The organism is Mycobacterium sp. P4_H6, from assembly GCF_056400845.1.
Window position 1 is genome coordinate 1 of record NZ_JBFUKN010000062.1, and the last position, 12157, is coordinate 12157.

The window sequence follows — 12157 nt, forward strand, 5'->3', positions numbered from 1 at the left end:
CGGCACCGCTGCAACCATCGGTGCCCGCGGTGCAGCAGCCGCGGCTGCGCGACCGCATCATTGACCGCATCCCGATCATCGGCCGCTTCAACTGACCACCTGCTCGCTCTGACGCGCCACGCACATCCCGCTACGTTGTAAGCCGTGAGTGTCACCCCGGCAGACCTGACCGGCACCGAGCGCGCTGTGCTGCTGGTCCTGATGGCCGAATCCCGCCCGGTACCCAACCCCGACCTGATCGCGCTCGGCCCCCGACTGGAGAAAACCGGCCGCGACAAACTCAATAACCTCGGCCTGATCGAATCCGACCGCAGCGGTGGTCGTTTCGTGCACGAGCTGACCGACCGCGGCTGGCGGCTGTGCCGCGACATCCTGAGCGCCGGCCCACCCGCAGGTGCCGCCGGACCCGCCAAAACCCTGGCCACCCTCCTCCAAGGCTTCGAGCGCTACCTGCAGCGCGCCGACCTGAGCCTGGCCGACGTGTTCTGGCCCGACACGCCGAGCAGCCCCACCGACCGGATCCGCGCCGCCTACACCGCACTGGCCATCCGCCCCGGCGCCTGGGTCGCGCTGACGACACTGCGCGGACACCTCGATGACCTGCCCCGCACCGACATCGACGACGCGCTCGGCGACCTGTACCGCACCGGCGCCATCAGCCTCATTCCCGAGGAAAACCAGAAGGTCCTCACCCCGGCAGACCGCGCCGCCGCGCTGGAAGTCGGCAATCAGGCCAAGCATCTGATTAGCATCGAGAGCTAATGCAGGATGCACATCGCGACGCGCTCGCCGCGCTTCGCCTCACCTGGGCGCCCACCAGTGACGATCTGTGGCGCCCGCAGGCCACCCACGTGGACGGCCTCAACGAGCGCGCCATCGAGGACGTCATGGACGCGTTCGGTGACGCGCTGCGCGATCCCGACACCGCCCCGCTGGGGGTCGCGATCCGCGGGCAGGCCGGCTCGGGCAAGACCCACCTGCTCGGCCAGATCCGCGAACGCGTCCAGGAAAGCGGCGGGTTCTTCTTCGTCGTCGAACTGCTCGACGCCGCCAGCTTCTGGGAATCGGTGCGCAGCGGTGTCCTGGAAAGCCTCGGCCGGCCCGGCGAGAACCGCGAAACCCAGCTCAAGGACCTGCTGTGGGAGCTGTCCTCGATCGCGCACGTCTCCCGCGCCGACCGCCGCGCCATCATCGGCGACGAGGACCTCGAACCCGAGGTGCTCGACGACTTCGTCAACACCCTGGCCAAGGCGCGCCGCGATGTCCGCGACTGCCACCAGACCCTGCGCGCGCTGGTGTTGTTGGCCGCCAACGATCTTGGCGCCCGCGATATCGGCGACGCCTACCTGCAGGCCAGTGAGGAAGTCGGCGCCGAAGACCGGCAGGCCTGGCGGTTGCGCGGCACCAGCCCGTCCGCGCAGCAGTGCGTGCGCGATATCGCCCGGCTCACCGCACTGGCCGGGCCCGCGGTGCTCGCGCTGGACCAGATCGACACCCTGCTCGCGCAGACCTCGACGCGCACCGACGAGTCCGGACCCGACGCCGACGGCGTGCTCGAGCAGGTCGCGCACGGCCTGATGTCACTGCGGCAGTCCATGCGGCGCACCGTCGCGGTGGTGGCCTGCCTGCCCTCGGCGTGGGAACGCATCCGCGACCGCGCCACCGCCAGCGTGTCCGACCGGTTCCGGGTCACCGCACCGCTCGCGCCGCTGCCCAGTGCCGATATCGGCCGCGCCATCCTGGAACGCCGCTTCGCCGCCAGCTACGCCTCGGTCGGCTTCACCCCGCCGTACCCGAGCTGGCCGATCCTGCCCGCAGCATTCGACGGGGCCGCCGGGCACACCCCGCGCCAGCTGCTGATCCGCGCCGACAAACACGTCCGCGACTGCCTGCTGCGCCGCGAAGTCATCGAGATCTCCCGCTTCGGGGCGGTCCCCAAAACGTCGGATCCGAAGCCGGACAACGACACCGATGTCGACACGTCCAACATCGACCGGCGCTTCGCCGAATACCGCAGCCGCGCGGTCACCGCCGCCGCGCTGGACCCGGACGGCGAGGACACCGCGGTACCCGCCCTGCTCAACGCCGCGCTGACGGCGTGGATCGTCGAGCACGGCGATGACCAGTCCTACAAATGCGACCCGCCGCCCGGCTCGCATGTGGTGCTGCACGCCCGGCTACGCCAGACCATCGACTCGGCCACCGACGACGAACGGCACTGGGCGTTCCGCGCGGTCGGCGCCACCAACGCCGTCGCCGCCCAGAACCGCATCAAGAAGACCTACGCCGCAACGGGTCTGGGCTCCGGATCGGACCGGCGTGGGCTGTTCCTGCTGCGCAACCATCCCTGGCCGAGCGGACCCAAGACGCAGAACCTGATCGACGAGGTCAAGGCCGCCGGTGGGCGCACCCTGGCGTTGTCGGACAACGACATCCGCACCATGGCCGCGCTGCGCGACCTGATCGCCGAGGACGTGCACGGCTTGACGGACTGGCTGCGCGAACGCCGGCCCGCGCACGGCATCGTGCTGCTGCAGGAGGCGCTGGAATTCGAGGCGCCCGCCGCCGCGGTCGTAGAGCAGCCGGTGCCGGAACCCGAAGCCGAACCGTTGCCGGAAACCCAGGTGTCCGACACGCAGATCCCGCTCGGCATCGACCTGCACTCCGACGAGACCGTCGCGGTCGATCTGGCGTTGCTGCGCAAGCACATTGCCATCTTCGYCGGCTCGGGATCGGGCAAGACGGTGCTGATCCGGCGGCTGGTCGAGGAATGCGCGCTGCGCGGGGTGTCCTCGATCGTGCTCGACCCCAACAACGACCTGTCCCGCCTGGGCTCCGCGTGGCCGGAGCTGCCCAACGGGTGGCGGCCCTCCGACGATGCCCGCGCCCAGGACTATCTGCACAACACCGAGGTCGTCATCTGGACGCCACGTCGTTCCAACGGCCGCCCGCTGGCGTTCCAGCCGCTGCCCGACTTCCCGAGCGTCGTCGATGACCGCGACGAGTACAACGACGCCGTCGAATCGGCCTGCGCTGCCCTCGAACCCCGCGCGCTGATCGCCGGGCAGACGCAGAAGGCCAATCGGTCCCGCGCGGTACTGCGGGAAGCGTTGCAGCAGTACGGCCGTCAACCCGCGCCGACGCTGGACGGGTTCATCGACATGCTCGCCGACCTGCCCGATGATGTCAGCAACCTGGCCGACGGCCGCCGCATCGCCGCCGATATGGCCCAAGATCTGCGCGCCGCGATGGTCAACGACCCGATGTTCGGTGGTGCCGGCCAGCCCGTCGACCCCGGGGTGCTGCTCACCCCGTCGGAGGGCAAGCGGGCCCGGGTGTCGGTGATCAGTATGATCGGCCTGCAATCCGACGAGCAGCGCCAGGGCTTCGTGAACCAGCTGCAGATGGCGTTGTTCGCCTGGATCAAACGCAACCCGGCGGGGGATAAGCCGCTGGGCGGGCTGCTGGTGATGGACGAGGCGCAGACCCTCGCCCCGTCGCGGGGCACGACGGCCAGCACCCGCAGCACGCTGGCGCTGGCCTCGCAGGCCCGCAAGTACGGCCTGGGCCTGGTGTTCGCCACCCAGTCGCCGAAGGGCCTGCACAACCAGATCCCGGGCAACGCGACCACCCAGTTCTACGGGCTGCTGAACTCGCCGGTGCAGATCGGCACCGCCGAGGAAATGGCCAGGGCCAAGGGCGGATTGGTGCCCGACATCAGCCGCCTGCGGGCCGGCAACTTTTACGTTGCCACCGAGGGGGAGGCGTTCCACCGCGTCGTCGCGCCGTGGTGCCTGTCCTATCACGCGTCCAGCCCGCCGTCGGCCGAGGAAGTGCTGGCGTTGGCGCAGGCGGAGACACCGCAGCCCGTCGCGTAGCGAAGCGCATACTGGCACCATGCCGAACATCACCGCCGTACACGGCGACATCACCCGGCAGAACGTGGACGCCGTCGTCAACGCCGCCAACAACGCCATGCGCGGCGGCGGAGGCGTCGACGGAGCCATCCACCGCGCCGGTGGCCCCGACGTCCTACAGGACTGCATCAAACGCTTCCCCGACGGCCTGGCCACCGGGGACGCCGGCTGGACCACCGCGGGCAACCTGCCCGCCCGCTGGGTCATCCACACCGTCGGACCCAACTACTCCGCAGGTCAACGCGACCGCAAGCTGCTGGAATCCTGCTATAGCCGGTCCCTGCAGGTCGCCGACGAACTCGGTGCCGCCACAATCGCTTTCCCACTGATCAGCGCCGGAATCTACGGCTGGCCCAAGGACGACGCCATCGCCGCGGCCATTGACACCATCGCGGCCGCGGATACCCGTGTCGAAGAAGCCCGGCTGGTGGCTTTCGACGCCGCGACCTACGAGGCGGTGCGTGCGCGGCTCGACGGTTAGCGCGTCGACGCCACCAGCCGCGCCAGCTCGGCCTCGATCCCGGCGGTGATGGCGGCCGCGTCGGCGACATGGCGGGAATCCGCCGTCACCGACAGGCACAGATTGTCGTCCCAGGACATCGCGATCACGCTGGGACCCATCCCGTGATACAGCGGCCCGGCCGGGAAGAACTGCAATGCCGGCAGATTCATGAATACCGGATTGTCCACGGCGATACCGCTGGCGTTGGACACGATCACATTGCACGGCCACGAGATCGTCTCAGCCAGGCCGTACCGCTCGATGGCGCGGAACAACAAGTTGACCGCCCGCCCGGGCGCGTACTCGTTCCACTGCCGGAACAGGTTGACCCCGCGCTGTTCCTGCACCGCCTTCACCGCGCGGGCATGCTCGGCGATGGCCAGCAGGCGCTGCACCGGGTCGCCGATGGTGGTGTTGAGGTTGACCCGCAGCACGGTGGTGGTGCCGACCCCGTCGGTGATGTAGTCCGACTGGTCCGCGGCGCGCATGGCGTAGGGGACCGCCGCGACCAGGGGAGCCGCCGGGCGTTCCCCGCGGCGGGTCAGTACTTCATTCAGCGCCGCACCCACACAGGCGAGCAGGATGTGGTTGACGGTCACCGCATGCGTCTTGGCCACGGCCTGCAGGTCGTCCATCGGCAGCACCGCCGCGGCGGCCGTCGATGTCCCCGACAGTGAGCAGTTCAGCGAGGTTCTGGGCGCCTTGACCTCCAGCTGCCGGGCCGCCCACTTGCTGCGTGCCACCCGCGCCGAAGTGGCCAGCAGCTTCGGCATCCGCCGCAGCCGTCGGCCCTTGCGCTGCAGGGCATCCCGCACGATCTCCGACGGGTGCGCCGGGAACGTCGAGGACAGCGCGACGGTCTTCGCGGGCTTGCCGGACAGGTCGCCGGGCGTCATCAGGCAGCCGACGACCTCCATCGCCGAATCGCCGTCGACGAGCAGATGGTGGATCACCGAGATCAGATAGGCGTGATCGCTGTCGCCGTCCTCGATCACGTAGATGTGCCACAACGGTTCCCGGCGATCCAGGTGCGTCGCCCGCACCTGCGCCAGCGCCCTGGCCGCGCCCACCGCGCCGCCGGGCGCGGGCATCGGCAGTGCGGTGACGTGTGCGGATACGTCGATCTCGGGGCGGGTGACCAGCATCGGCCGGTCCGGGTTGAACCACGGATCGAACAAGACCTTGCGATAGGCCGGCATCAGATGAATCCGGCCGGCCAGCAATGACACCACATGCTCGCGCAGATTGCCGGGCACCGAACTGCGGTCCACCAGGACCAGGGACATGCCGTTGCCGACCTGCAGCGCGGTCTCCTGGTACAGCTGCCAGGCATCCATTCCGCTGACTCGTTCGGCGCGGTCCGTCGCGAAGCCGCTCATGCGGCGTAGAACTGTCGCACCCAGTGCCGATACTTGCCGATCGGCCCGTCACCGGGCGTCAGCTTCGGGTGTTCGAGATAAACCTTGTCATCCCAGATGAGTTGGTCACGCCGCACCTCGTAGGCGACGACCTGCAGCACGATCCAGCCGATCAGCTTCTCGATCGGGGACGCCAGCGCACGCAGCACCGTGTTGCGGAAACGTCGCTTGGCGCTGATGCCGATGTAGATGTCGACGTGGCGTTCGGCGACCGGGGTGGGCAGCACCATCTGGCGCACGTTCAAACCGCCCTGGATGGCGATCTCGACCAGGGAGAAGCCGAGGCCCACCAGCACCGATTCGAAGTGGAAGCTGATCCCGCCGATCAGCGGGACGGGTTTGGTGCCGCCGTATTCGGTGTAGATACGGGGCCCGTCGATCTCCATCGGCTTGGGTACCACGAAGTCGCGGAACTTGTGGATCGTCGCGAAATGCGCGTGGTCCAGCCCGTTTTCGTTGACTTCCTGAGGGTGGGTCTTGAAATGCAGCTTCTTGGTGGCGATCGGATGCCAGCCCGGATCGGACTCGGGTAGATCCAGGTCGAACGCCGGTTCCGCGCCGGGCGGGCCGTGATACACCATGATCATGCCCAGGTGATTGCGCACCGGCAGGGTCGTCAGCCGTGCGCCCCGCGGCGGTTCACCGGTCGGGGTGGAGATGCAGGCACCCGACGGCGCGAACCTGAACTCGTGGAACGGGCAGACCACGGTTTCGCCGGTGACCCAGCCGCGCTTGCCGATATGGGCGCCCAGGTGCGGGCAGTACGGTTCGGCCGCCGCGAGGGCGCCCGAGTCGGTGCGGAAGATGATGATCTCGCCGTCCAGGAAACGGCGGGTCAGCACCGTGCCGGGGGTGAGCTCATGGGCGAACGCCACCGCGTACCAGCTGTACGGAAAGGGCGGGAACGCGTCCCCGGCCCGGCTCAAACTGGTCGACTCCGTTGCTGAGGTCATCAATGCCCTTTCACCATTCCGGAAGGGCTGCCGCAGCATGGATGTCCGTGACGCAGCGCCAGAGGTGCAACCCCCGAAAACCCCCAGCGCACCGGTACTTTTCGCGCACGTTCAGGATGTAACTAGAACGTGTTCTAGTTGTGAAGTAGATCATTGCCACTACGCGGTACGCAAGGCGAAGGCCTTTTCTCATGCGGCGTGCGTGGCTGGTGTGAGCAGTGAGAACGACCCCGCGCCCTCCGACGAGCACCGCACCGATGGGCTGAGGCCCAGATTGACCCTCCGTCTATTCGGGTACGGGCCAAGGCATGGATGTGTACAACGTTGCTTTCGAATGGACCGACACCAATAAACACTGGCTGGTGGAAGTGCCCATCAGAGTCACCGCGTACCTGATCATCGCCCTGATCGCCCGCTACCTGATCCACCGCGCCATCGACCGCGCCACCACCGGCCGCAACCCGAAGATCGTCGCCGAAGCCCAGCCCGATGCCGGTGAATCCTCATCGAAGAAGCCACCGCTGCTGCGCAATCTGCGGGAGCGCTCCGGTTCGGCGAACGCCGCCAAGGTCGCGGCCCGGCGCCAGCAGCGCGCGCAGACCATCGGCTCGGTGCTGAAATCGACCGTGTCGATCGTGCTGTTGGTCTGGGTGGTGCTGACCATCCTCAACGTGTTCGGGGTGAACATCGCGCCGTTCATCGCCTCGGCCGGTGTGGTCGGCCTGGCCATCGGTTTCGGTGCGCAGAACCTGGTGCGTGACTTCGTGACCGGTGTGTTCATGCTGCTGGAAGACCAGTACGGGGTCGGCGACACCGTCGACCTGGGCGAGGCCACCGGTGAGGTGGAATCCGTCGGCCTGCGCATCACCACCGTGCGCGATATCGACGGCACGCTCTGGTACGTCCGCAACGGCGAGATCGCCCGCGTCGGCAACATGAGCCAGGACTACGCCGTCGCCCGCATCGAGGTGCCCGTCGCGCTGAACGCGGACATGCACGAAGCCGAAAAAGTAGCGCTGGAAGCCGCCCGGGAAGCCATCAAAGACGAGGCCATCGCCGCCAAAGTGATCGGCGAGCCGGAGATGCTCGGCGTGCAGACGATGTCCTCGGACCAGGTGACGCTGCGGCTCACCCTGAAGACCAAGCCGAACGCGCAGTGGTCGGTGCAGCGCCGGTTGCGTCGCGAGATCCTGCGGGCCTACGACGAGAACGGCATCGACCTGCCCTACCCGCAGCTGCGGGCTCCCGTCGCGGCGGGCGCCGAGAGCGAATAGGCCCTCACTTCGCGACTAGGACCTCGCCCTCCAGCCCGTCCGGGGACCGGAAGAACACGCTGAGCATGGAGCCGAAGTCGTTCACGGTGCCGTCGCTGGCGCCGTGTTCGACCAACCGGCCCACGATGGTGTCGAACGCCTCGCGGGACGCGGCCTGCAGACCGAAATGGTCCAGCCGGCCGCGTCCCCACATCGGGGTCTGACGGTCCGGCTCGGCATTGCCCGCGATGGTGAACACATTCAACGCGGTGTGCGGGCCGATCTGGATGTTGGTCATCGTCTCGTCGCCGTTCTCGCCGTGCGGGTTGGTCGGCCCGATGTCGGCGTCGAACACGCTGGCGTAGAACGCTTTGAGACGGTCGATGTCCTTGGTGATGACCGCGACGTGATTGATCCCGTCGACCAACATGGCTGCTCCCTAGATCAAGGCGTCGCAGGTGATGGGCAGATCGCGCACCCGCACCCCGGTGGCGTGGAAGACCGCGTTGGCCACTGCCGCGGCGGAGCCGACGATGCCGATCTCTCCGGCGCCGCGCGACCCCATCGGATTGGCGTGCTCATCGACATCATCCAGCGCGATGGCCTCGATCGCCGGAACGTCGGCGTGCGAACTGATGTGGTAGCTCGCGAAGTCGCGGGTGACGATGTGCCCGAAGCGCGGATCACGCACACTGTCCTCATGCAGCGCCATGGACAGCCCCATGGTCATGCCGCCGATCAGCTGTGACCGCAGCGTCGCCGGGTTGATCACCCGGCCCACCGAGAACACCCCCAGCATCCGCGACACGTGTACCTCGCCGGTGAACCGGCTGACCCGCACCTCCACGAAATGCGCACCAAACGAGTACATCCCGTACTTCTCGGCCTCTTCGTTCTCATCGGTGGCGTCGGCGGTGGTGTGCACGCCGACCTCGGGATGATCGCCGTGGTCATGCCGGAACGCGCGGGCCGCCGCGACGATGGCCCGGCCCCAGGATGTGATGCCCGACGAGCCACCCGCCACCGAGGCGCTCGGCAGGGCGGTGTCACCGATCTGCAGTTCGATCGCGGACAGCTCCACGCCCAGCGCGTCGGCGGCGATCTGCGCCAGTGCCGTCCAGGTGCCGGTGCCGATGTCGACCGCGCCGATCTGCACGACGTACCGGCCCGGAGCGGCGTGCTCGATGCGGGCGGCGTTGCCGGGCATCAGCATCGCCGGATACACCGCCGAGGCCACGCCGGAGCCGATCAACCACTCGCCCTCGCAACGGTTCCCGGGCTTGGGGTCGCGGTCGGCCCAGCCGAACTGCTCGGCGCCGGTCTGCAGGCACTCGATGAGCCTGCGGTTGGACCACGGGTTACCGGTCTCCGGGTCGACGGGCGGCTCGTTGCGGATCCGCAGCTCGATGGGGTCGATATCGCAGGCCACGGCAAGCTCGTCCATCGCGACCTCGAGGGCGAACATGCCGGGGCACTCGCCGGGAGCACGCATCCAGAACGGCACCGGCACATCCAGCGGCGCGAGCTTGTGCGAGGTGTTGCGGTTCGGCGCGGCGTACATCATCCGCGTCGGGGTCGCGGTCTGCTCGGCGTACTCCTTGACCGTCGCGGTCTGCTCGATCGCGTCATGGCTGATGGCGGTCAGGCTGCCGTCGGGCAGCGCGCCCAGACGCAGATGCTGAATGGTCGGGGTGCGGTAGCCGACCACGTCGAACATCTGCTGCCGCGTCAGCGCCAGCTTCACGTGCCGGCCCGGAAGTCGTTGCGCCGCCATCACGGCCAGCACATTGTGCGAATGGGGGGCGCCCTTGGAGCCGAACCCGCCGCCGACGTTCTTGGCGATCACCCGCACCTTCTCGGGTGCCAGGCCGAACGCCGTGGCGATCTCCTTCAGCGCGGCGTGTACACCCTGGGTGGAATCCCACAAGGTCAGCTCGTCGTTGTCCCACAACGCGATACAGGCGTGCGGTTCCATCGGGTTGTTGTGCTCATGCGGGGTGGTGTAGGTGTTGTCGATGACGACGGCCGCGTCGCGCAGCGCGGCCTCCACATCGCCCTGAGCGGTCTCGGCCGGGTAGTCCGGGTTGACCTGTTCGGGGGTGTAGAGCTTCGGGTGATCGGCGGTCAGTTCGGCGTCGACGACGTCTTCGTCGTACTCGACGCGTACCAGAGATGCGGCGTGCCGGGCGGTTTCGGCGCTGTCGGCGATCACCCCGCCGATCAGCTGGCCGCGGTAGTGCACAGCAGAGTCCTGCAGGACCGCGAGGTCACCGTTGGAGGCATCGGCGAGCTTCGGGGCGTCGAACACGGTGAGCACCGCGACCACACCGTCGACGGCCACGGCCGCGGAGGTGTCCATCGCGGTGATGCGCCCGTTGGCGATGGTGGCCTGCACCGGATGCAGATAGACCGGGTTCTCGACACCGAATTCGAACGCGTAGGGCGCGGTGCCGGTGACCTTGGCCGGGCCGTCCAGGCGGGTGACGGTGCTGCCCATCACGCGGTGTGCCAGCGTCATCGTGCACGTCCTTCCGCGACGGAGGTCAGAGTGGCCACGATCGCCCGCTTGGTCAGCTCCACCTTGAACTCGTTGCCGTCCAAGGGTTCTGCCGGTGCAAGTTCGGACTCGGCGGCTCGTTCGAACGCCTCCGCGCCGGCGGGTGACCCGACCAGTGACTGTTCGGCGAGGTGGGCGCGCCACGGTTTGTGCGCGACCCCGCCGAGCGCGGCCCGTGCGGCGCGGATGGTGCCGTCCTCGATGACCAGTTCGGCGGCCACCGAGGTGAGCGCGAATGCGTAGGAGGCGCGGTCGCGGACTTTGCGGTAGCTGGAGTGCGCACCGGCGGGCGGGGCGGGAATCTCGACCGCGGTGATCAGCGCGCCGGCGGGCAGGTTGGTGTCGCGGTCGGGTGCGTCGCCGGGCAGCCGGTAGAACTCGTCGATCGGCAGGCGGTGGTCCCCGTCGGCGTCGACGTAGACGATCTGGGCGTCCAGCGCGGTCATCGCCACCGCCATGTCCGAGGGGTGCACCGCGACACAGTGCTCGGAGGCGCCGAGGATGGCGTGGTAGCGCACGTAGCCGCCGATGGCGGAGCAACCGGTGCCGGGCTCGCGCTTGTTGCACGGGGTGGTGACGTCCTGGAAGTACACACACCGTGTGCGCTGCAACAGGTTCCCGCCGGTGGTCGCCAGGTTGCGCAGCTGACCGGACGCGCCGGAGAGCAGGGCGCGGGCCAGCACCGGGTAGCTGCTGCGGACCACCGGGTGCGCAGCGAGATCGGCGTTTCGGACATCGGCGCCGATGCGCAGTGATCCGTCGGGCAGCACGTCGATGTCCTGCAGCGGGAAAAGGTGGCCGACGTCGACGAGCAGGGAGGGTTGTGCTACACCGAGTTTCATATGGTCGACCAGGTTGGTGCCGCCGGCCAGGAACATGGCGTCGGGATGTTCGGCCAGCGTGGTGACGGCGTCCTCGACGCTGGTGGCGCGGTGGTAGTCGAAGGGGATCATCGTGCCGCCGTCTGGATCGCGTCGACGATGTTCGGGTAGGCGGCACAACGACACAGGTTGCCGCTCATACGTTCCCGGATCTCCTCGTCGGTGAGTTCGGGGGTGGCCTCCAGATCTTCGGTGACGTGGCTGGGCGCGCCGGACTTGACCTCGTCGAGCATGCCGACCGCCGAGCAGATCTGTCCCGGCGTGCAGTACCCGCACTGGAACCCGTCGTGGTCCAGGAAGGCCTGGGCGACGGGGTGCAGCGCATCGCCTTCGCCCAGGCCGGCGGCGGTGACTATCTCCGCGCCGTCATGGGCCACCGCCAGCCCGAGGCAGGTGGTGGCGCGGCGGCCGTCGATCAGGACGGTGCACGAGCCGCACTGGCCGTGGTCGCACCCCTTCTTGGGGGCGGTCACGCCGAGGTGCTCACGCAGCAGATCCAGCAGGGTGGTGCGGTTGTCGATGCGCACCGTGCGGTCGGTGCCGTCGACCCGCACGGTGACGTCGGTGAAGTGGGCTGACTCCATGGCCTGGGGTTACCCCGGTGGTCAGCGCCGAAACGCGGACCCCGTTCTTCGAATCGATTCCGATGAGAGTGCGTGCCGTTACCAAGGGCCGC

At 68.4% G+C, this 12157-nt stretch carries 11 protein-coding genes; 5 read left to right on the plus strand and 6 right to left on the minus strand.

The genetic code is table 11. The annotated features are described in order from the left end of the window. The first annotated feature begins 20 nt into the window (after positions 1–20). The 4 genes from AC1DTF_RS22415 to AC1DTF_RS22430 are packed head-to-tail and all read left to right on the plus strand — an operon-like array spanning position 21 to position 4398. A complete protein-coding gene (locus AC1DTF_RS22415; RefSeq protein ID WP_477475695.1) occupies positions 21–95 on the plus strand; it encodes a DUF7157 domain-containing protein in 75 nt (24 codons plus the stop codon). A gap of 49 nt (positions 96–144) precedes the next feature. Next, positions 145–762 (plus strand): hypothetical protein, encoded by a 618-nt coding sequence (locus tag AC1DTF_RS22420; protein WP_477475666.1) that lies wholly within the window; start codon positions 145–147, stop codon positions 760–762. After that, positions 762–3878, plus strand: coding sequence for a helicase HerA domain-containing protein (locus AC1DTF_RS22425; RefSeq protein WP_477475667.1), 3117 nt, complete (start codon positions 762–764; stop codon positions 3876–3878). The genes AC1DTF_RS22420 and AC1DTF_RS22425 overlap by 1 nt, the downstream gene beginning before the upstream one ends. 19 nt (positions 3879–3897) lie before the next feature. Further along, positions 3898–4398 carry an O-acetyl-ADP-ribose deacetylase gene (locus tag AC1DTF_RS22430; RefSeq protein WP_477475668.1) on the plus strand — a complete coding sequence of 167 codons (501 nt, stop codon included), beginning with the start codon at positions 3898–3900 and terminating at the stop codon, positions 4396–4398. Here AC1DTF_RS22430 and AC1DTF_RS22435 read toward each other — a convergent pair. Together AC1DTF_RS22435 and AC1DTF_RS22440 are read right to left on the minus strand one after the other, a co-directional pair. Continuing rightward, entirely contained in the window at positions 4395–5798 is a 1404-nt protein-coding gene (locus AC1DTF_RS22435) for a wax ester/triacylglycerol synthase domain-containing protein (RefSeq protein ID WP_477475669.1), read from the minus strand. The two genes, AC1DTF_RS22430 and AC1DTF_RS22435, sit on opposite strands and share 4 nt — an antisense overlap. Further along, complete coding sequence (locus AC1DTF_RS22440) at positions 5795–6790, minus strand: Rieske 2Fe-2S domain-containing protein (protein ID WP_477475670.1); 996 nt, start codon at positions 6788–6790, stop codon at positions 5795–5797. The genes AC1DTF_RS22435 and AC1DTF_RS22440 overlap by 4 nt, the downstream gene beginning before the upstream one ends. A 308-nt stretch (positions 6791–7098) precedes the next feature. Here AC1DTF_RS22440 and AC1DTF_RS22445 point away from each other — a divergent pair, with 308 nt between their 5' ends. After that, a complete protein-coding gene (locus AC1DTF_RS22445) occupies positions 7099–8064 on the plus strand; it encodes a mechanosensitive ion channel family protein (protein ID WP_477475671.1) in 966 nt (321 codons plus the stop codon). A 4-nt stretch (positions 8065–8068) separates the two neighbouring features. Here AC1DTF_RS22445 and AC1DTF_RS22450 read toward each other — a convergent pair whose 3' ends face one another. From AC1DTF_RS22450 to AC1DTF_RS22465, 4 genes are read right to left on the minus strand one after another with little or no spacing between them, the layout of a single operon-like run. After that, positions 8069–8473, minus strand: coding sequence for a VOC family protein (locus tag AC1DTF_RS22450; RefSeq protein ID WP_477475672.1), 405 nt, complete (start codon positions 8471–8473; stop codon positions 8069–8071). A 9-nt stretch (positions 8474–8482) separates the two neighbouring features. Then, positions 8483–10561, minus strand: a complete 2079-nt coding sequence (locus tag AC1DTF_RS22455) for a xanthine dehydrogenase family protein molybdopterin-binding subunit (RefSeq protein WP_477475673.1) — start codon at positions 10559–10561, stop codon at positions 8483–8485. Next, positions 10558–11553 carry an FAD binding domain-containing protein gene (locus AC1DTF_RS22460; protein ID WP_477475674.1) on the minus strand — a complete coding sequence of 332 codons (996 nt, stop codon included), beginning with the start codon at positions 11551–11553 and terminating at the stop codon, positions 10558–10560. The genes AC1DTF_RS22455 and AC1DTF_RS22460 overlap by 4 nt, the downstream gene beginning before the upstream one ends. Then, positions 11550–12065: a 2Fe-2S iron-sulfur cluster-binding protein gene (locus AC1DTF_RS22465; RefSeq protein WP_477475675.1), complete on the minus strand. Its 516-nt coding sequence runs from the start codon at positions 12063–12065 to the stop codon at positions 11550–11552. Before AC1DTF_RS22465 ends, AC1DTF_RS22460 begins: the two co-directional genes overlap by 4 nt. Between the last annotated feature and the right edge of the window lie 92 nt (positions 12066–12157).